Consider the following 18,651-nt stretch of genomic DNA (forward strand, 5'->3'; position numbering starts at 1 on the left):
CAGCTAAGCGCCCCAGCGTTTGAGATTCATGAACTCCCGCCGCGTCTTCGGCCCATACGTGACGAACCGCGGGTCGGGCGCGTTGCGATAGTTCTCCCGCTCGCGGGCGACGGCATCCTTCGCCAAGTGCTTCGACAGCACGTCTTCGTGCACGGGATACAGCTTGAGCGCATTGCGGCCGAAGATCTTCGCGCGCATCGCCGGAGTGATCTCGGCGTAGCCGTGCTTGTCGCGGAACTCGGGCGAGATCTGGAACGTGCGGAAGGCCTGGATCTGGTCCTGCGGGCTGCCGTACCAGATGGAGTCGGTGCCCCACAGGATGTTGTCTTCGCCCACGTGCGCGATGAGCTTGCCGAGGGCGTGCGCGGCCATGTCGGGGTCGCGCATGAGGAAGCGCCACGTCGAGCCGAGTTCGGCGTACACGTTGCCGCCCTTGCCGATGCCGTTCTCCCGCAGGCTGGTGATCAGCGCATCGATGCCGTCGGTGCGTTTCGGGTCGTATGCGCCTTCGCCTTGCCCGGTCACGAATCCGGAGTGGTAGATCAGGAAATTGACGTCCGGATAGCGTTTCGCGACGCGGCCGATGTCGACGCACGTGCTGTGTTCGTAGGAGTGCGGACCGAAGGGCAGGCCCTTGTGGATCGCGATGTTACGCACGCCCAGGCGCCGCGCTTCTTCGATCATGCGCAAGCCGGGGGCGTCGTCCATGAAGAAGCCGCGGCCGTCGGGGCCCCACTGCGTGTACGTTTTCCACGCGGCGATCCTGAAATTCTTCGCGAGGCGTTCCATGTCCTCGACATCGCCCGGCTGATTCGGATTCACGCGGCCGTGCAGGTACAACCGGTGCGTGCCTTCCATCTTTTCGACGAGCGCCGCGGTCGCGGTCGCTTCCTCGATCGTCAGCGGCTCGCCCTCGCGCGTGGAGGGCACGAAGCTCAGGACGGTGAGGTCGGTATCGGAGTCCAGGAAGATGTCCTTGATGAATTCGTCGCGGCCCACGCAGCGCAGGTAGGCCAGGCCCGCTTCGTCGGCGGCCGAGCAGCCTTCGGTGCTGACGAACGACAACGGGCGCGCCTCCGGCGGCAGGTCGCGCGTCCACTTGCCCGTCGGATTCACGAAGTGGCCTTGCACGTCGAAGATGAACTCGTTGCCCGCGAGTGCGCTTTCCGCCGCGGCCGGTTCCATCGCCGCTTCGGGCGGCACGTTGTACGAGGCGCCGCGCTTGCAGCCGGCGAGGAACGCGGTGTTCATGGCGAGCAGCGTGGAAGCCGCGCCGCACATCGAGACGAGGAAATCGCGACGCGCGATACCCAGGCGCCGCGCATTCGTCGTGGCGTTGGCGAATGCGAGGTTGCGGGCGTGGTGGTGGATCGGGTCGAGCGGGACCGGTTCGAACTCGCCGTTGCTGGTGCTGTCGAGCTTGATCGGCAGGCGCAGGCCGTCGGGGTCGTTGCGATAGCGGGGCATGGTGGACCTCCGGCACGCGAGTCGTTGGGCGACGCTAGGGCAGGGTGGGAATCCGGCCATGTGCCGTTGGGCATGAAGCGACGAGCGGTCGCAGACGAGGCCTCGGTGTGAGGCGGAAAGGTCTCTTCGCCAACCCGGTCGGGAAATGGTTTCGCTGACGGCAGGTAGCCTGCGGCCATGCGCTTGTTGCTGCTGCTGTGGATGTTGGTCGCGATGCCGGCGGAGGCGGCGGTGGCGCGCGTCGATGCATTGCTTGCGGCGGAGGCCGGATTGCTGGAATCGAAGGTCGCTTTGGATGCGCTGGTCGACGCTACTGTCGATGGCGAACGCGTGTCGCATGACGTGGAGGCGTGGTCGCGTGTCGTGCTCGCGCATGTGCGGGCCGAAGGTTCGGTTCGCGCGCGCGTCGACGGCCTGCTGCGCGTGTTGTACGTCGCCGGTGCCTGGAACGGTGGCCGTGCCTTCGCCTATGACTTCGATGATCCATTCGCGCGCGCGCCGAGCAATCGCCTGCTGTCGACGTACCTGGAAACGCGTCGCGGCAATTGCGTGACGATGCCGGTGCTGTTCGCGATCCTCGGGCAACGCCTGGGCTTGACGCTCGCGCTGGCGAAGGCGCCGCAGCATTTGTTGGTCAAGGTGCGGGACGACGACGGCACTTGGTTCAACGTCGAGGCCACGGGCGGGGGCCTGAAGGCAGATGCCAGCTACGTGCGCGACACGGGGATTTCAGCGCAGGCACTCGCCAACGCAACGTACCTGCGGCCGCTGACGCCCACGCAAACGATCGCGACATTGGCCGGGGATGTCGTGGGCGCGTTGGAACGGCGCGGCGAGCTCGATGCGGCGCTGGCGCTGGGCGAACGCTTGCACGCAGTCGATCCGCGCGACGTCGACGCGATGCTGCGCGTCGCGTCCCTGCACGCGAGGATCCTGGATCGCGACTTCCACGCGCGCTGGCCAAACCCCATTGACGTGCCTCCGGAGCGACACGCCGAGTATCGGATGCGCAGCGCGGCGAACGCCGAGTTGTTCGCCCGGGCCGAACAACTCGGTTGGCGTGAGCCGACGCCCGAGGCTGCGGCGGCTTACCTGCGTGCGATCGACAGCGCTCGGGCCGCTGTCACGCGCGGCGCGCCTTCCACGCGCGACGCATCCGGCGCAGCGCCGCCCACGCCCCCCACAGGAGGATGACGACCGGAATCGCCCCCGCCACGAATCGGATCAGCCACGCGACCACATCGGCCATGATCGCGCCCGAATCCCGAAAGGCGTTGCCGATCGCCGAACCGCCCTTTTCGGCGGCCGTGGTCGAGAAATCGATCGTCAATCGATTGGTGTCGATGCGCCGGCGCTGCTGCGCCTGTTCCTGCTTCGCAATGTCGAGGGACGCTTCCACTTCCGCGAGGCGCTCCGACAACTTCAGCATGTCGCCGAGCTTCACGTCCGGCTTGTCCTGGAACGCGATCAACCGCGCGTGTTCCTTCTCCAGGCGCGAGCGGATCAATGCGTTGGCGCTGACGCGCTCGGCCAGATCTTCGGCATGCGTGGAACGCGAACGGATTTCGCCGCCCTGCGACGCGCTGCCGATGAGCTTGTCGATACCGTCTGGCGCGACCCGCACGGTGATGGACGCCGAAGGCGTGTCGCCACCGGATTGCCGCACGTCGAGTACCGCGCAGTCGCCGACGGTCTGTGCGAAGCACGCCTGCTGCACCGTGGTCACGCGCGCCGGAATGTCCCGGGCCGCCATGCGGATCTCGACCTCGTGCTCGTACGCCAGCGATGTGCCCCGCGGCGCCCGCATCTGCATCGGGGGCGAGTACTTCAGGAAATTCGCCGAGGGCAGCTCGACCCTCGCTGCCTCCAGGGCGGTATCCGTGCGGTCCCGCTTGCATCCGACCAGCGCAACGACGACGAACAACGACCACCCGATCCCCCTGCCCATGCGCATGTCGCTCTCCTCCGGTCCGTGACGGTGATGGAACCGGAGACGGGCGAGGGCGGGCAGTGGGGTTACACGTGTCGGGTCAGCCCCCGGTCGTGGTGACGATCCGGATCTGCCCTTCCAGCGTCCGGTGCACCGGGCATTTGTCGGCGATCTGCAGCATGCGCGCACGCGCCTTGTCGTCGAGCGTGCCCTCGATCCAGATCGTGCGCGCCAGGCAGTCGACCTTCGCGCCCGCGTCGCTCTCGCAGTTCTCGCAGTCGACCTCGTGCACCTTGTCGTGGCGGACGTGCACGCGGATGTCGGTGACCGCCAGGCCCTTGAGCTTCGCGTAGGCGTGCAACGTCATCGCCGTGCACGAGGCCAATGCGCCGGAGAGCAGCCCGTAGGGCGAGGGGCCGGCGTCGGTGCCGCCGACGGAGACGGGCTCGTCGGCGATCATCGGGTGCCCGGCGATGTCGAGCGCCGTGCGGAAGCCGGTGTTGTCCGAATGGGCCAGCGCCGCGCCTTCGGCGAGCGTGGCGGGGATTGCGACGTCAGTCATGCACCGTTCTCCTTGCGACGACACTCACACCATCGGCAACTTCAATCCCTGTTCCTTCGCGCATTGCTTGGCGATCTCGTAGCCCGCGTCCGCGTGACGCATCACGCCGGTGCCCGGGTCGTTCCACAGCACGCGCGCGATGCGCTTGTCGGCTTCCTCTGACCCGTCGCACACGATCACCACGCCCGAGTGCTGGGAGTAGCCCATGCCGACGCCGCCGCCGTGGTGCAGGGACACCCACGTCGCGCCACCGGCGACATTGAGCATCGCGTTGAGCAGCGGCCAATCGCTGACGGCGTCGCTGCCGTCGCGCATCGCTTCGGTTTCGCGATTGGGCGAGGCGACGCTGCCGCTGTCCAGGTGATCGCGGCCGATGACGACCGGCGCCGACAGCTCGCCGCTGCGCACCATTTCGTTGAACGCCAGACCGAGCTTGTGGCGCAGGCCCAGGCCGACCCAGCAGATGCGCGCGGGCAGGCCCTGGAAGCTGATGCGCTCCTTCGCCATGTCGAGCCAGCGGTGCAGGTGCGCGTCGTCGGGAATGAGTTCCTTGACCTTCGCATCGGTCTTGTAGATGTCTTCCGGATCGCCCGACAGCGCGACCCAGCGGAACGGCCCCACGCCGCGACAGAACAACGGACGCACGTACGCCGGCACGAAGCCCGGGAAGTCGAACGCGTTCGCGCAGCCTTCGTCCTTCGCCATCTGGCGGATGTTGTTGCCGTAGTCGAACACCGGGATGCCCATGTCCTCGAAGGCGAGCATGGCTTCGACATGCACGCGCATCGATTTCTTGGCCGCGTCGCGCACGCGGCCCGGGTCCTCGGACTGCATGCGCAGCCATTGCTCGACGCTCCAGCCGATCGGCAGGTAGCCATGCACCGGGTCGTGCGCGGAGGTCTGGTCGGTCACCGCATCCGGGCGCACGCCGCGCTGCACGAGTTGGGGCAGGATTTCGGCCGCGTTGCCGAGCAGCGCGATCGATTTCGCCTCGCCGGCGGCGGTGTACTTCTCGATGCGCGCGAGCGCGTCGTCGAGGTCGGTGGCCTGCTCGTCGACGTAGCGCGTGCGCAGCCGCATGTCGATGCGCGACTGCTGGCATTCGATGTTGAGGGAACACGCTCCGGCGAGCGACGCGGCGAGCGGCTGCGCGCCGCCCATGCCGCCGAGTCCCGCGGTGAGGATCCACTTGCCGGTGAGGTCGCCGTCGTAATGCTGGCGGCCCATTTCGACGAAGGTCTCGTACGTGCCTTGCACGATGCCCTGCGAGCCGATGTAGATCCACGAGCCGGCCGTCATCTGGCCGTACATCATCAGGCCCTTCTTATCGAGCTCGTTGAAGTGCTCCCACGTCGCCCAGTGCGGCACGAGGTTGGAGTTGGCGAGCAGCACGCGCGGGGCGTCGGCGTGCGTCGGGAAGATGCCCACGGGCTTGCCCGACTGGATGAGCAGGGTCTCGTCGTCGCGCAGGGACTTGAGCGATGCGAGGATCGCGTCGAAGCATTCCCAATCGCGCGCCGCGCGCCCGATGCCGCCGTAGACCACCAGTTCCGCCGGGTTCTCGGCCACTTCGGGGTCGAGGTTGTTCTGCAGCATGCGGAAGGGGGCTTCCGACAGCCACGACGGGCAGGACAACTGGGTGCCGCGCGGGGCGCGGACCGTGCGGCTGGGATCCTTGCGGGTCGACATCGAAAGCAACTCCGGCGCGTGGGGACCCGCGATTATCCCTCACCCCGCCGGGCAGGTCTTCCGCCCCGCACGGAAAGCGGCGACGTCGGCCTCCGTCGCGGATTTGGCGCCCACGCCACCGTCGAGCAGCACGCGCCACGTGCCGTCCTTGTCGCGGTGCCAGGTGGAAAAGAACGTGGTGAGCGCGTAACGGTTCGGGGCCTTGGGATCGGGGAGCTCGATCAGCGCTGGGCCGGTCGAGTACGCGATGTCGGGCTCGCCCCCGATGGCGACTGCCTTGGGGTACCACGTCAAGCGCAACTGCGAGCCATCGATGATCCCGGCCCATTCCTTCGCGATCGCCGCACGGCCGCGCACCGGAACGGGGAGGTTCGCGCTGAAAACCGCACCTTCGGCGACGAAATCACCGAACGCCTTCGCATCGTGCGCGGCGACGCTGTCGGAAAACGCGAGCTCGCGCGCCCACACCGCGCATTCGTCCTTGCCCAGCGCAGGGCGGGGCGCGGGCTTCGCGGGTTCCTGCGCGAAGGCGGGCGCGGCGAGGACGAGGGCTGCAACGGCAAGACGAATGCGCATGACCGACTCCATGGTGGGGCGAACCCGTGACGCTGCACCATGCGCCGCGTCCCGGCCAAGAGCCAGTAGACGAAAGTCACGAGGCGCCTGCGTCACGGGCGCGCCTTGCCGCGCCCGTATCATGGCGGCATGGGGATCCCGTTCCGGGCCTTGATCGGCCTGTTGCTGTGCACAACGCTCGCGGCCTGCACGTCGGCCCCCCGCACGGGGGATGCGCCGCCGGTGCTGCTCGTCTCGATCGACGGCTTCCGCGCCGACTACCTCGACCGCGGCGTGACGCCGAACCTCTCTCGCATCGCGAACGAAGGCGTGCGCGCCGATGGCATGCGCCCGTCGTATCCGGTGCTCACCTTCCCGAACCACTACACGCTGGTCACCGGCCTGCGGCCCGATCGCCATGGCGTCGTGCACAACACGATGCGCGATCCGGAACTCGGGCCGTTCAAGTCGAGCGACGAGGCGCAGGCCGGCGATGCGCGCTGGTGGAACGGCGCCGAACCGATCTGGGTGACGGCCGAAAAGCGCGGCGTGCACAGCGCGACGATGTTCTGGCCCGGCTCGCAGGCCGCGATCCACGGCGTGCGCCCGACGCATTGGCGCCCCTATGACGCGTCGATGGCGAACGACGCGCGCGTCGACCAGGTCGTCGAATGGCTCGCGCAACCCGCGCCGCGCATCCGCCTGGCGACGCTGTACTTCGAACTGCTCGACAAGACCGGGCACGACCACGGCCCGGACTCGCCGGAGATGCAGCAATCGCTCGCGCAGATCGATGCGTCGATCGGCCGACTGCTCGACGATCTGCGCGCGAACGGCCTGGCCGGCCGCGTCAACCTCGTGATCGTTTCCGATCACGGCATGGCGCAAGTGCCACCCGGCCACGTCGTCGCGATCGAAGACATGGTCGATCCGCGCGATGCGGAGAACATCTCGACCGGCCAGAACGTCGGCTTCGCGCCGAAACGCGGCCATGGGCAAGCGGCCGAGCGCCGGTTGCTCGGCCGCCACGCGCATTACGAATGCTGGCGCAAGTCCGAATTGCCGCCGCGCTGGAAATTCGGCACGCATCCGCGCGTGCCCGCGATCGTGTGCCAGATGGACGAAGGCTGGGATGCGATCGCGCGCGCATCGGTCGCCCAACGCCCGCCGCATGCGCGCGGGTCGCACGGTTACGATCCGGACGCGGCGTCGATGCGTGCGTTGTTCATCGCGCAGGGCCCGGCGTTCGTGCCGGGCGCGCGGTTGCCGGTGTTCGACAACGTCGATGTCTATCCGTTGCTCGCGCGGCTGTTGCGGATCGCGCCGCGCGATAACGACGGCAGCGCGGAGGTATTCACGCCCGCGCTGCGTTGAGGCCGCATCAGCGGCGGTGGTGGCCCGCTTCGAGTTCCGCGCGAGTCAGGAAGCCGTCGCGGTTGTCGTCCATCCACGCGAAGCGGTCGGCCAGGCGCGGCATCTTTTCCTGCACTTCGATGCGTCCCAGCTTGCCGTCCTTGTTGAGGTCGGCCTCGCGGAACTTCGCTTCGAACTCGGCCTTGCGCTGCGCTTCCATCTGCGGGCGCATGCGGTCGCGGTACGCGGTCATTTCCGCACGCACGATGTAACCGTCGCGGTTGGCGTCGAGCGCGGCGAAGGTCGGCTTGTCGTGCCTGCGCTTGTCGTCCATGCGCGCGGCGCGTTCGGGGTGCTGCTGGCGCATCTGCTCGCGCTTCGCGTTGCCGGCGTCGAATTCGACGCGGCTGATGCGGCCATCGTTGTCGGTATCGAGACGTTCGATGCCGCCACCGTGCATGCCACGGTGATGCTGTGCAGCGCCCGCGGGCGCCTGTGCGAAGGACAAGGCCGGCAGAAGCAGCAGGGCCGCGGCGAGGGCTTGGATCTTCATGGGAACTCCGGGATGGGCGCGGCAAGGGCGCCGCGCGTGGTCCCGATAACGCCTGCCGCTCGTCGCAGTTGACGCAACGTTCATTCCGTTCAGTGGGCAAGCCGCTTCGTGAATTCGCGTGTTCAGGATGGATATCAGTCGCTTACGACGTTTTCGTCTCACTTCGCTGTCACCCCGTCGGTTCTAGCATTCGACCCCAGCAATGAAAGCCGACGATCCCGACATGTCGCCGACCGACTACGAATACCTGTTCATCCTCGATGCGCTGGAACGGAAGGAACCGATCTTCCCGTTCATCGTCAAGGCGCTTGCGGAGTCGGGCCTGGTCGACGTCAGCGCACAAGGCATCAGCCTCACGCCCGCCGGTGAGTCGCTGATGCAGCAGGTCGCCGAGAAAGAAGGCGACGCGACGCACTGACCTGCTGCCGGCTGAATCCGGTTCATCCAAAAGCGTGCGCCCCGCCACGTTTGCGGAAAGCCGCCCGGCACGCTCCCGCAATTCACCCCATGCCACCCCGACACTATGCCGGCGCCAGCGTCCGCAGGGGGCGGCCGACGCGCATCGGGGGTTTTCGCAATGCCGTACGAAGTCGACGTCAACCAGTACCTGGGCCTGACCGTGTGCACGCTCTGGGGCCTGGTGTGGGTGGAAGAACGTCAGGCTGCGCTCGACGAAGTCATCGCGGAGATGGAAGAGGGACGTCCCTATCGCATCCTCGTCGACATGATCGGCGCGAGCTGCGCGAACGATTCGTTCGCCACCAGCAGCGCATTCGCGCAACGCCTGGCCACCGAGCGCAAGCTCAAGGGCTGCCGCATCGCGTATCTGTATCCCGACAATGCGCGCATCAACCTGTCGGTCGAGCGCCTGGCGGAGGCGCGTGATTTCAAGTTCCGCCGATTCACCACCACCACCGAAGCGCTCGACTGGCTGCTCTCGCCGCCGACCCGCATCAAGTCCGCGCCGGCGATCGGGCCGCAGTCGCAGCCCGACGCGGTGACGCTGCTCGCGGGCCTGCGCAGCGGCCGCTGGGTCGCCTGACGCTCAACCGGCCAGGCGCACCACCGCCTGCGCCGCGCGGTCCACTTCCTCCGGCGTGTTGACGAGGCTCCCCGCGAGCCGGGCGTAGACGACCGCGTAAGGGCTCGTACTCGCGACGATTTTCTCCTCGCGCAAGCGCTTCACGACATCCTCCGGCTTCATGCCGTCGATCTCGAATGCCACCAGGCCCGCCGACAACGCCGGCGACTGCGGCGTATGCACGTGGATCTTCGCGTGCCCCGCGAGCTGTTGCTTGATGCGCGTGTTGAGCTCCGCGATGCGGTCGGCCACGCGTTTGCGGCCCATCGCTTCGTGCATCTCGAAGGCCGCCGACATCGCCCATTGATGTTCGAACGCATGGAACCCGCCGGGCGCGACGCGCGCGGCGTTCGTCGGGCCGTTCGGCGCGCGATCTTCGGTCCATGCGGTGTAGGACTCCCACTCGGTGAAGTTCGGCACCACCGGGCGCAGTCGTCCCCAACCGTCGGCGTTCGCCCACAGCATCCCCGTGCCGCGCGGGGCGAACATCCACTTGTGCGTGCCGGCCGCGATGTAATCGGGGCCCATTGTCGCGATCGTTTCGTCGACCGCGCCAATGCCGTGCACCCCGTCCATCACCAGCAGCACGTCGGGGTGTCTGGCTTTCAGCGCCTTCGCCATTTCGCGGATCGGCAAACGCATGCCGGTGCTCGAATGCACCCAGGTCAACCCCACTACGCGCGTCTTCGGCCCGATGCCCGCGAGCAGGTTGGACACGAGGCTGTCGACGGTGGCGTCCTTCGCATCGTCGTAGAGTTTGATCTTGCGCATCGTCGCGCCGCTGCGTTCATTGGCCAGGCGGATCGATTCGTGGTGCGAGTAGTGATCGTGCGTGGTGACGACGACTTCGTCGCCCGCGCGCAACGGCAAGCCGTGGTAGATCAACGCGAGGCCTTCGGTCGTCGAGCGCGTCAGCGCGACGTCTTCGGCACGGCCGCCGATGTAATGCGCGATCGCGGTCTGCACCTTCAGCGGCACGTTTTTCGACTCTTCCTCGAACATGCCGCTTTCGATGACCTGGAACGGGTCGCGATCCATCGCGCGGCGCCAGGTTTCAATCGCATCGCGCACGGGCGCCGGATGGCTGGCGATGAAGAAGCTCGCGAAGTGCGCCCACGCCGGGTCGAGCGAGAACTGAGCGCGCACGGCGTCCCAGGTCGACAGATCGGGGAGGGGACTGGCGTGGGCTTCCAGCGCGGCGAGCAGCGACAGACCGCCCGTGAGGGCGACCGGGGCGGCGAGGAAGCGACGGCGGGTGAGGTCCATGAACGCGCTCCGGCGGGCGGGGGGAAGGCCCTTCCGGGGCAACGCGCGCTTCGTGCGGGAGCGGACAATCGTCACGGCGGTGGGCACGCCGGTTAATCGGACATTCGATCCATCGCCGCGCCCAGCGCCTACACTGCATCGCAACATCCCGTTTCCGGTTGTCGATCCGCCCATGCGATTCCCTCGTCTGCCCCTGATCGCGGTCCTTGGCGCCGCGCTGCTCGCCGCAGCGTGCACGGCCGAGCAGGCGCCCGCGCCCAAGGTCCTGAAAACGCAGACCAGCGCGGACAACACGGCCGACTTCGGCGCGGTGTCGTCCGACGTGCCGCCCCCGCCGAAGAAGAAGACGGACATCGCGCATACCACCGAATGGCCGGACGCCACGCTGGAATCGGGCACCGCGTCGATCAGTTGCAGCACCGACTACGTCGAGCAGGGCGACGGCAAGGAATTCAAGGACCTGGCGTTCTTCTCCGTACTCGATGCGATGCTGCCGTGCAAGGACGCGGGCGTCGTGCGCCTGCGCTATCGGGGCCGCGTCGCCAGCGACTTCACCACGCTCATCGAACGCGTCGGCAACATGGCCGCGCGCATGGATATCCACCAGCGGATCCTCGACATCGATTCGAGCGGCGGCCAGGTGGAGGACGCGATCCGCGCCGGCGACATCATGGCCGAAGCGGGTTGGACGATCTGGGTGCGCGAGAACGCGGTGTGCCACAGCGCCTGCGTGTTGCTGCTCGCCGGCGGCGACGACCGCGTCATCTCCGGTGCGGTCGGCATCCACCGCATCATCCGCATCCAGTCCGAAGCCTCCTCGCGCGCCGAATTGAGCGCCGAGCTGCACGAAGTGCACGAGGCGATGAAGGATTACCTCCAGCGCAACGGCGCCGGCGTGGCGGTCGCCGATTTCATGATGACGGTGCCCAACCGCTCGCTGCGCTTGCTCACGCCGGAAGAGCTGTCGGAATACGGCCTGGTCGGCCGCAACGCCGCGCAGGAAGACCTCGACCGCATCCGCCTCGTGCGGCGCTGCGGCCTGGACTTCGCGCGCCGCCTCGATGGCTTCTATCGCGCGTACGAACAGCAATGCGCCTCGCTCGACACCGGCGTGGACGCCATCAACGACTGCGGGCGCGCGCTGCGTCCGAAGTACGGCTTCCCGGACGACAAGTGCCCGGCCGACAGCCCGCTCGCGGCGCTCGACGTAAAGCCGGCGCAGACCGCGGACGCGGCCGCCGAGGAAGGCGCAATCGACGTCGCGACCAAGGCTGAGGATGCGCGGGAGCGCGCAGCCAGGCCCGCCAAGCGCCGCCAATAAATGCTAGGTTGTGCCGCGTTCCGGGGGGAACGTCCGGGGGGAATGCAGCAATGGGGCGGAAGTCGACGACGGGCGCGCGCGGTCCGCGCATGCGCTGGATCCTGCTGGCGGGCGTGGTGGCCATCGGCGCCGCCGGTTGGCTCGCGCACGCACAAGCGAAACAACTCGCTGCGCGCAGCCTTGCCCATGCGTTTCCGTCCGGCGATTCGCGGATCGGCCACACGTGGTTCGACGCCAATGGCGACGTCGTCGCCAGCGATGTCGTCGTTTACCTGAGCACGCCCACGGCGCTCGCCGATTCCGATGCCCCCGATGCCAACACGCTGCGTTTCGAACGCATGCGCGTGCGTGCGCCGGAGGGCTGGATGTTCTACGCGCGGAACCTGATCGACATGAAGCTCGAGAAGGCGCAGATCGCGGAATGGAGCATCGCCTTCGAAGGCTTCACCTCGCGCGCGGGCATCGACCCTTCCCTGGGCACGCTCGGGCCGATCGGCGCGATGAGCGCCTCGCCGTTCGAAAGCGAAGGCTGCGCGCGGCATGCGTACTTCATGCGCGAAGAGCTCGGCAACATGGGACTCAAGCCGGGCCAGACCGATTTCGAAGTGACGCTGCGCGAAGACGGCAACCGCGTGGCCACGCGCATCGTGCTGAGCACGCCCGCGGTCTCGCGCCTGCAATACGACCGCGTGGAGACGCTGGCTTCGCCGACGAGCCTGCTGCAGGTCGACAAAGCCGCGACCTCCACCGTTTCCGAACGCTGGGACGTCAGCGACCAGGGATTCGTGAAGGCGCGCAATACCGCGTGCGCGAGGCAGGACGGCGTGGACGAGGCGACGTTCGTCGCGCGCCACGTGATGTCGGTGCAGCGTCTGCTGGAGACGCGCGGCCTGCTGGCCGACGACGCGACGATCGCCGCATATCGCGATTTCGCCACCAACGGCGGGCAGCTCGCGTTCGGCGGCACTTATGCGACGGCATTGCACAGCAGCGAACGCGGGCAGGCGCGCGCCAACGGTAGCGCGCTGTTGCGCATGGACGCCAAGCTCGAACACGGCAGCCAGACGAACGACGTGCGTTTCAGTGGCACCGCGCCGCGCGCGCTGGACACCGCCGGCGGTGCGACGTTCGCCGCGATGACGAAGGAGAACGGTGGCGCCACGCCCGTGGGCGGCAGCGTGTCGACGCCCAAATCCGCGATTCCCGCATCGACGGTGGCCGCCGGCACGCCCGTGCGTCCCCAATACGCCTCCTCGCTGCCGAGCGCCGCACCGGCGATGGCCCCGGGCGGCCGTCTGGAATGGGACGACCTGCCGGCGCTGCAGGGCCACCTGGTGCAGGTGTTCACGATGCACAACGCACCGCGCACCGCGACCCTGATCTCCGTGGACGCCAACGAAGCGCACGTGCGCGCCCGCATGCCCGGCGGCCACGCCGACTATCGGATTTCGCGCGAAGCCTTCCTGCGCGCGACGCTGATCCAGTAACGCCGTCCTCCCCGCGAAGGCGGGGATCGAGGCTTACGCCACAACGCTGATCACGACATCGCCGACGGTCACCTTCGACCCCGCGCGCACCTTGCACGTCTTCCGCAACTCGACGGCTCCATCGACGGCCACGGCCCCCTCGGCCACCAGGTGCTTCCCGGCCCCTCCGCTGTCGACCAGCCCGACGAGCTTGAGCAGCTGGTGGAGTTCGACGTATTCGTGCCCGTCGAGGGCGAATTCGAGGCGTTGCATCGGGGTCCTTCTGGTCTGGAGAGCGGCCTCACGGCCAAGGGCGCACAATAGCGCCCCCCGAAGAGGCCGGAGTGCCCATGTCGACCCCCGCCGGCGAAGCCGCCGCGACCCTGCGATTCGCCGATCTCGGCCTGCCCCCCGCCGTGATGGCCGCCGTCGATGCGGTCGGTTACGAATCCCCGTCGCCCATCCAGGCCGCAACGATTCCCGCACTGCTGCAGGGCCGCGATGTCCTCGGCCAGGCGCAGACGGGCACCGGCAAGACGGCCGCCTTCGCGCTGCCCATCCTCGCGCAGGTGGATCTCACGCAGACCAAGCCGCAGGCGCTGGTGCTCGCGCCGACGCGCGAACTGGCCATCCAGGTGTCCGAAGCGTTCCAGAAGTACGCCGCGAAGATGCCCGGCTTCCACGTGCTGCCGATCTACGGCGGGCAGAGCTACATGCCGCAACTGTCGGCGCTGCGCCGTGGCGTGCATGTCGTCGTCGGTACGCCGGGCCGCGTGATCGATCACCTGGAGAAGGGCTCGCTCGATCTGTCGAACCTGCGCTCGCTCGTGCTCGACGAAGCCGACGAGATGCTGCGGATGGGCTTCATCGACGATGTCGAGACGGTGCTGAAGAAGACGCCGGAAAACCGCCGCATCGCGCTGTTCTCCGCGACGATGCCCTCGCAGGTGCGCCGCATCGCGCAGACGTATCTGAAGGATCCGGTCGAAGTCACGATCCAGGCGAAGACGACGACGGCGGCCAACATCCGCCAGCGTTACTGGTTCGTCGCCGGCATGCACAAGCTCGATGCGTTGACCCGCATCCTGGAAGCCGAGCCGTTCGACGCGATGATCGTGTTCGCGCGGACCAAGATGGCGACCGAAGAGCTCGCGGAGAAGTTGCAGGCGCGCGGCCTGGCCGCCGCGGCGATCAATGGCGACATCGAGCAGAAGACGCGCGAGCGGACGATCCAGAAGTTGAAGGACGGCGAGCTCGACGTGCTGGTGGCCACCGATGTCGCGGCGCGCGGCCTCGATGTCGAGCGCATCAGCCATGTGTTGAACTACGACATTCCGTACGACACCGAGAGTTACGTGCACCGCATCGGCCGCACGGGTCGTGCGGGCCGCAGCGGCGAGGCGATCCTGTTCGTGACGCCGCGCGAGAAGGGCATGTTGCGCGCCATCGAGCGTGCGACGCGGCAGCCGATCGAAGAGATGCAGTTGCCCAGCGTCGACGCGGTGAACGACAAGCGCGTCGCCAAGTTCCTCGGGCGCATCACCGATGCGTTGGCGGTGGACGGCAACGAGCTGGACCTCTTCCGCGACCTGGTGCTGCGTTACCAGCGCGAACACGACGTGCCGGTGGGCGATATCGCCGCGGCGTTGGCGAAGATGGTGCAGGGGCGTTCGCCGTTGTTGTTGTCGCCCGAGAAGGCGAAGCCCGCTCGCGTGGACCGGCCTGCGTTCGAGCGCGGCGAGCGCGCCGAGCGTCCGCAGCGGCCGTCGTTCGACCGCGGCGATCGTCCGGAGCGTGCGCCACGCGAGAAGCGCGACGTCGGTCCGCGTTCAGCGCCGGCCGAAGGAATGGAGACGTATCGGATCGAGGTCGGTTATCGCCACGGGGTGAAGCCGGGCAACATCGTCGGCGCGATCGCGAACGAGGCCGATCTCGAGAGCAAGTTCATCGGCCGCATCGACATCCACGACGATTACTCGTTGCTCGATCTGCCGGAAGGCATGCCGCCGGATTTGATGTCGCACCTGCAGAAGGTGCGTGTCGCCGGCCAGATGATGCGATTGAGCAAGGCCGGCGATTCACCGCTCCCCGCGCATCGCCCGGGCCCGAAACCGCACCGCAAGGGCCCGCCGCCGCGTCGTTGACCTGTGTCATCGGCGTATCTGGATTCCCGCTTGCGCGGGAATGACGCGCAAAAAAAACCCCGCTTTCGCGGGGTTTTTTTCAATCTCAGGCAACCGCCATCGATTCGTTCGCGGCCTCTTCGGCCGCCACCGGCGCCGGGACCTCCTTCGGCACCTTCTTCACCGTGCGCTCCAGCGTGTCGCGCGCGATGGCCGACAAGCCGTACAGGCGCGCCACGCGGCCCCACGCGATCGCCGCGACCACCAACTGCATCACGAAGAACCCGAGCACCGTCCCGCCGACCGACGCCGCGCTCACGTTCGTCCGCACCAGGCCCAGCGCGACGGCCAACCCTTCGCCGACCAATACCGTGCCGACGTAGACCACCAACACCGCGACCGGACGACGGAAGAACAACTTCACCCCGCGCCACCACGCCTTGACCGCCGAACGACGTGACGGATCGACCGCCAACATCGCGCGCCCCGATTCCAGCGTCGCATGCGCGAACACCACCAGCACCGCGAGCACGATCGTCGCGATCAACGACGCATTCTCGACCGCCGACGGCACGATGGCCGTATCGCCGACCTTCTCCGCCCACTTCGACACCGGCGCGCTCGCCCCGAGCGCGATGCCCAGCGGCACCACCGCCCACAGCAACATGCGCGCCATGCGCCCGTACTCGCGCAACCCGAACTGCAACAGATTGCCGAAACGCAACGACTGCCCCGCGCGGATCGACGCCACCACCATGCCCGTCAACCACGGCGACAACAGCAGTGCGATCACGATGCCCATGATCCCGGCGGCGTTGATCGCCGCGCTCTGCTGTTTGACGATCGGCGCGAACACTTCGAGCATCCACGCCAGGTCGAACCGCGCCGCGATTTCCTTCGCATGCACGGAGTGATCGAGCCGCTCCGACAGCGCCATCGAAATCGGCAGCACCGCCACCAACGTCGGGATCAACAACGCGACGGCCCACAGCACGAGCAGGCGCCACTGCAGCGCACGGCCCAGGCCACCGAACAGGGCGGCGAATCCGCCCAACTTGCGATCGTTCGTGTTCATACGGTCACCAACAGGGCGAAGAGGGACTGGAAGAACGCGGCGATGTCCGCCGACCAGCGACGCGAGGCGCTGCCGTCGGCTTCGATCGTGCGGCTGTCGTCGAGCTTGTCCTTGTCGAGGAACACGCGACGCTCCGGATCGAGCTCCGCCGACACCGCGCGGCTCTTCGTCACCAGGCGCCAGCGCGCCCAGCGCTTGTCGCCGCTGTCGGGCAGGCGCAGCGTCTGCGACGTGCCGTCTTCGAACCGCACCAGCAACGTCTGCGGCACCACCGCACCATCGCGGCGCACGATGATGCGCGTGGCGTACTCGAACGGACCCTCACCGTCCTTCGCCTTCGGATGCGCCTTCTTGAACGCCTCGCGCGCATCGTCGATGGACTTGTCCACTTCCTCGGACTTGCGCTCGACGACCTTGCCCTTGACCTCGGCCAGGCCCGGCTGCGGCAGGATCTCGTCGCTGGAGAACTCGCTGATGCGGTCATCGACCTTGCGCGTCGAATACACCTGCTCGGCGAAGACCTTCTCGACCAGCGCACGCTGCCCGGTGCCGACGGCCATCGATTCGCGGAAATCGGCGATCGACGGGTGGCGGAACTTCCACTGCGCGTAGTACTGCTTGAACGCCCGTTCCAGCGCGTCCTTGCCGACCTGTTGTTCGAGGTCGTGCATCACGGTGGCCGTGCGCGCGTACACCGTGCCGTAGCTGTTGCTCGACATGCGGTCCCACGAACTGTTGCCGACCGGATCGGCCGGCTCGCCCGTCATCGCGCCGAGTCGCTGCTGTTCGAATTCACCCAGCGCGATGTCGACGCCGACGAGCTTGGTCAGCCACGTCTGCGCGGTGGCGGTCTGCTTGTTGGCGACGAGCATCCGGTGGTCCCAGTACTCGTTCAGGCCTTCGTCGAGCATGGGCTCTTCGAATTCGTTCGAACCGAGGATCCCGTAGAAATAGCCGTGGCCGAATTCATGGATGGTCACGAAGTCGAGCGCATAACGCTCCAGGCGTCCTTCGCGCACGTCCTTGTAGCTCGACGCGGTGAAGAACGTCGGGTATTCCATGCCGCCGGCTTCGTCCGCGTTGTACGGCGGCACGACGGCGGTGACGGTCTTGTACGGGTAGTCGCCGAGCGTCTTGGAGAAGTACGTCAGCGACGCGATCGTCGCATCGAGCACCGGCCTGGCGTTGTTCGCGTATTCCGGGTGATAGAGCACGCGCACCTTCACAGGGCCGTTGGCGCCGTTGTAGACGCCGTCGAGCGGCTTGGCGTAACGGTTGTCGGCGGTCCATGCGAAATCGTGCACGTCGCCCTGCACGTAACGGTGCGTGACCAGGCCCTTCTTCTCGACCGGCGTGCCCTGCAGCTCGCCCGTGGCGCCGACGGTGTAGTCCTTCGGCACGGTGATCGAGACGTCGTACAGGCCGTAGTCGGCGTAGAACTCGCTGTGCAGGTGGAACTCGTGCACGTTCCAGCGCGGGGCGGTGGCACCGCGCTCGCCGGGCAGTTCGAGCACGCCGATCTTCGGGAACCACTGGCCGACCAGGTGGAACGTGCCGTAGTAACCGGTGCGTGCGCTCACGCGCGGCAGCTGGTTGAAGAAGTCCATGTCGATCGTCGTCGAACCGCCGGCGGCGACCGCTTCGGGCAGGTCGAGGCGCACGACGGTGCGGTCGGTCGACGGGCCGTTGTCGGGATGCACGTACGTCCACGGCACGGTGGCGCCGTTCTGCGCGACCTTGGTCAGGCGCGTGTAACCGTAGCCGCCGTCTTCGGTCTCGACGCCGCTGCGGAAACCGAACGCGTTGTTGCGCTTCTCGGTGTTGAACGTGCTGCCCGGGCCTTCGAACGCGTTGAGGTACAGGTGCAGGTAGACCGACTTCACCGGGACGGCGCTGCGGTTGCGCCAGGTGAGTTGCTGCTTGCCGTCGATGGTGTGCTTCTTCGGATCGAGCGTCGCGTCGATCTTGTAAGTCACCACGCGGTCGGACAGCGTTTCTTCGCTGCCGGTGCGCGGGCCGCCCCAGGCGTTGGGATCGCTCGGCACGGTGACGGCGGTGGGGTTCGGGGAAGCGAACGGGATGTCGTCCACGACCGGCGCGTCGGCGGCCGGCGCCGTGGCCGGTGCGACCTGCGCGGTGGCGACGAGCACGCATGCGCTCGCGAGCGCCAGGCCGACGGCCCAGCGTTGGATGCGGATCTTCGTTGTCAT

Annotated in this window: 17 protein-coding genes; 7 read left to right on the top strand and 10 right to left on the bottom strand. The window is 67.6% G+C overall.

Features of this window, described 5'->3' with window-relative positions:
* Positions 1 to 3: 3 nt before the first annotated feature.
* Positions 4 to 1,467, bottom strand: a complete 1,464-nt coding sequence (locus LF41_RS05660) for an amidohydrolase family protein (RefSeq protein WP_036167168.1) — start codon at positions 1,465 to 1,467, stop codon at positions 4 to 6.
* 177 nt (positions 1,468 to 1,644) lie between these two features.
* On the opposite strand from LF41_RS05660, the gene LF41_RS05665 reads away from it, so the two are divergent.
* Positions 1,645 to 2,661, top strand: coding sequence for a transglutaminase family protein (locus LF41_RS05665; protein WP_036167170.1), 1,017 nt, complete (start codon positions 1,645 to 1,647; stop codon positions 2,659 to 2,661).
* On the opposite strand, the gene LF41_RS05670 is transcribed toward LF41_RS05665, so the two are convergent.
* The 4 genes from LF41_RS05670 to LF41_RS05685 form a co-directional block, all read right to left on the bottom strand.
* Positions 2,591 to 3,421, bottom strand: a complete 831-nt coding sequence (locus LF41_RS05670) for a DUF4349 domain-containing protein (protein ID WP_052116174.1) — start codon at positions 3,419 to 3,421, stop codon at positions 2,591 to 2,593. The two genes, LF41_RS05665 and LF41_RS05670, sit on opposite strands and share 71 nt — an antisense overlap.
* Positions 3,422 to 3,497: 76 nt before the next feature.
* Positions 3,498 to 3,959 (bottom strand): OsmC family protein, encoded by a 462-nt coding sequence (locus LF41_RS05675; protein WP_052116175.1) that lies wholly within the window; start codon positions 3,957 to 3,959, stop codon positions 3,498 to 3,500.
* A gap of 24 nt (positions 3,960 to 3,983) precedes the next feature.
* Positions 3,984 to 5,648 carry a urocanate hydratase gene (gene hutU, locus LF41_RS05680; RefSeq protein WP_036167174.1) on the bottom strand — a complete coding sequence of 555 codons (1,665 nt, stop codon included), beginning with the start codon at positions 5,646 to 5,648 and terminating at the stop codon, positions 3,984 to 3,986.
* A 39-nt stretch (positions 5,649 to 5,687) separates the two neighbouring features.
* On the bottom strand, positions 5,688 to 6,224 hold the full coding sequence (locus tag LF41_RS05685; RefSeq protein ID WP_084073429.1) for a YybH family protein: 537 nt from the start codon (positions 6,222 to 6,224) through the stop codon (positions 5,688 to 5,690).
* A 129-nt stretch (positions 6,225 to 6,353) separates the two neighbouring features.
* On the opposite strand from LF41_RS05685, the gene LF41_RS05690 reads away from it, so the two are divergent.
* Entirely contained in the window at positions 6,354 to 7,577 is a 1,224-nt protein-coding gene (locus tag LF41_RS05690) for an alkaline phosphatase family protein (RefSeq protein WP_084073413.1), read from the top strand.
* A 7-nt stretch (positions 7,578 to 7,584) separates the two neighbouring features.
* On the opposite strand, the gene LF41_RS05695 is transcribed toward LF41_RS05690, so the two are convergent.
* Positions 7,585 to 8,109, bottom strand: coding sequence for an EF-hand domain-containing protein (locus tag LF41_RS05695; RefSeq protein ID WP_052116176.1), 525 nt, complete (start codon positions 8,107 to 8,109; stop codon positions 7,585 to 7,587).
* 223 nt (positions 8,110 to 8,332) lie between these two features.
* Here LF41_RS05695 and LF41_RS05700 point away from each other — a divergent pair, with 223 nt between their 5' ends.
* Together LF41_RS05700 and LF41_RS05705 are read left to right on the top strand one after the other, a co-directional pair.
* A complete protein-coding gene (locus LF41_RS05700; protein WP_152599909.1) occupies positions 8,333 to 8,527 on the top strand; it encodes a hypothetical protein in 195 nt (64 codons plus the stop codon).
* Between the two features lie 159 nt (positions 8,528 to 8,686).
* Entirely contained in the window at positions 8,687 to 9,151 is a 465-nt protein-coding gene (locus tag LF41_RS05705; RefSeq protein WP_036167179.1) for a hypothetical protein, read from the top strand.
* A gap of 3 nt (positions 9,152 to 9,154) precedes the next feature.
* Here LF41_RS05705 and LF41_RS05710 read toward each other — a convergent pair whose 3' ends face one another.
* Positions 9,155 to 10,456 (bottom strand): aminotransferase class V-fold PLP-dependent enzyme, encoded by a 1,302-nt coding sequence (locus tag LF41_RS05710; protein ID WP_052116177.1) that lies wholly within the window; start codon positions 10,454 to 10,456, stop codon positions 9,155 to 9,157.
* 172 nt (positions 10,457 to 10,628) lie between these two features.
* On the opposite strand from LF41_RS05710, the gene LF41_RS05715 reads away from it, so the two are divergent.
* On the top strand, positions 10,629 to 11,777 hold the full coding sequence (locus LF41_RS05715; RefSeq protein WP_052116178.1) for a COG3904 family protein: 1,149 nt from the start codon (positions 10,629 to 10,631) through the stop codon (positions 11,775 to 11,777).
* Positions 11,778 to 11,827: 50 nt separating this feature from the next.
* Entirely contained in the window at positions 11,828 to 13,264 is a 1,437-nt protein-coding gene (locus LF41_RS05720; RefSeq protein WP_036167181.1) for a hypothetical protein, read from the top strand.
* Positions 13,265 to 13,297: 33 nt separating this feature from the next.
* On the opposite strand, the gene LF41_RS05725 is transcribed toward LF41_RS05720, so the two are convergent.
* Entirely contained in the window at positions 13,298 to 13,516 is a 219-nt protein-coding gene (locus tag LF41_RS05725; protein ID WP_036167183.1) for an RNA-binding S4 domain-containing protein, read from the bottom strand.
* Between the two features lie 77 nt (positions 13,517 to 13,593).
* Between LF41_RS05725 and LF41_RS05730 the strand changes: the two genes are divergently transcribed.
* A complete protein-coding gene (locus tag LF41_RS05730) occupies positions 13,594 to 15,387 on the top strand; it encodes a DEAD/DEAH box helicase (protein ID WP_052116179.1) in 1,794 nt (597 codons plus the stop codon).
* 85 nt (positions 15,388 to 15,472) lie between these two features.
* Here the strand turns inward: LF41_RS05730 and LF41_RS05735 are convergent, their stop codons facing one another.
* Both LF41_RS05735 and LF41_RS05740 read right to left on the bottom strand, forming a co-directional pair.
* Positions 15,473 to 16,441 (bottom strand): hypothetical protein, encoded by a 969-nt coding sequence (locus tag LF41_RS05735; RefSeq protein ID WP_052116180.1) that lies wholly within the window; start codon positions 16,439 to 16,441, stop codon positions 15,473 to 15,475.
* Entirely contained in the window at positions 16,438 to 18,651 is a 2,214-nt protein-coding gene (locus LF41_RS05740) for a M1 family metallopeptidase (RefSeq protein ID WP_161786932.1), read from the bottom strand. Before LF41_RS05740 ends, LF41_RS05735 begins: the two co-directional genes overlap by 4 nt.

This window comes from Lysobacter dokdonensis DS-58 (assembly GCF_000770795.1).
GTDB lineage: Bacteria > Pseudomonadota > Gammaproteobacteria > Xanthomonadales > Xanthomonadaceae > Noviluteimonas > Noviluteimonas dokdonensis.

Bases quoted from the DNA above. Each gene is read 5' to 3' on its own strand.
- LF41_RS05660 (WP_036167168.1), bottom strand. From the start codon at position 1,467: ATGCCCCGCTATCGCAACGACCCCGACGGCCTGCGCCTGCCGATCAAG.
- LF41_RS05665 (WP_036167170.1), top strand. From the start codon at position 1,645: ATGCGCTTGTTGCTGCTGCTGTGGATGTTGGTCGCGATGCCGGCGGAG.
- LF41_RS05670 (WP_052116174.1), bottom strand. From the start codon at position 3,421: ATGCGCATGGGCAGGGGGATCGGGTGGTCGTTGTTCGTCGTCGTTGCG.
- LF41_RS05675 (WP_052116175.1), bottom strand. From the start codon at position 3,959: ATGACTGACGTCGCAATCCCCGCCACGCTCGCCGAAGGCGCGGCGCTG.
- hutU (WP_036167174.1), bottom strand. From the start codon at position 5,648: ATGTCGACCCGCAAGGATCCCAGCCGCACGGTCCGCGCCCCGCGCGGC.
- LF41_RS05685 (WP_084073429.1), bottom strand. From the start codon at position 6,224: ATGCGCATTCGTCTTGCCGTTGCAGCCCTCGTCCTCGCCGCGCCCGCC.
- LF41_RS05690 (WP_084073413.1), top strand. From the start codon at position 6,354: ATGGGGATCCCGTTCCGGGCCTTGATCGGCCTGTTGCTGTGCACAACG.
- LF41_RS05695 (WP_052116176.1), bottom strand. From the start codon at position 8,109: ATGAAGATCCAAGCCCTCGCCGCGGCCCTGCTGCTTCTGCCGGCCTTG.
- LF41_RS05700 (WP_152599909.1), top strand. From the start codon at position 8,333: ATGTCGCCGACCGACTACGAATACCTGTTCATCCTCGATGCGCTGGAA.
- LF41_RS05705 (WP_036167179.1), top strand. From the start codon at position 8,687: ATGCCGTACGAAGTCGACGTCAACCAGTACCTGGGCCTGACCGTGTGC.
- LF41_RS05710 (WP_052116177.1), bottom strand. From the start codon at position 10,456: ATGGACCTCACCCGCCGTCGCTTCCTCGCCGCCCCGGTCGCCCTCACG.
- LF41_RS05715 (WP_052116178.1), top strand. From the start codon at position 10,629: ATGCGATTCCCTCGTCTGCCCCTGATCGCGGTCCTTGGCGCCGCGCTG.
- LF41_RS05720 (WP_036167181.1), top strand. From the start codon at position 11,828: ATGGGGCGGAAGTCGACGACGGGCGCGCGCGGTCCGCGCATGCGCTGG.
- LF41_RS05725 (WP_036167183.1), bottom strand. From the start codon at position 13,516: ATGCAACGCCTCGAATTCGCCCTCGACGGGCACGAATACGTCGAACTC.
- LF41_RS05730 (WP_052116179.1), top strand. From the start codon at position 13,594: ATGTCGACCCCCGCCGGCGAAGCCGCCGCGACCCTGCGATTCGCCGAT.
- LF41_RS05735 (WP_052116180.1), bottom strand. From the start codon at position 16,441: ATGAACACGAACGATCGCAAGTTGGGCGGATTCGCCGCCCTGTTCGGT.
- LF41_RS05740 (WP_161786932.1), bottom strand. From the start codon at position 18,651: ATGACAACGAAGATCCGCATCCAACGCTGGGCCGTCGGCCTGGCGCTC.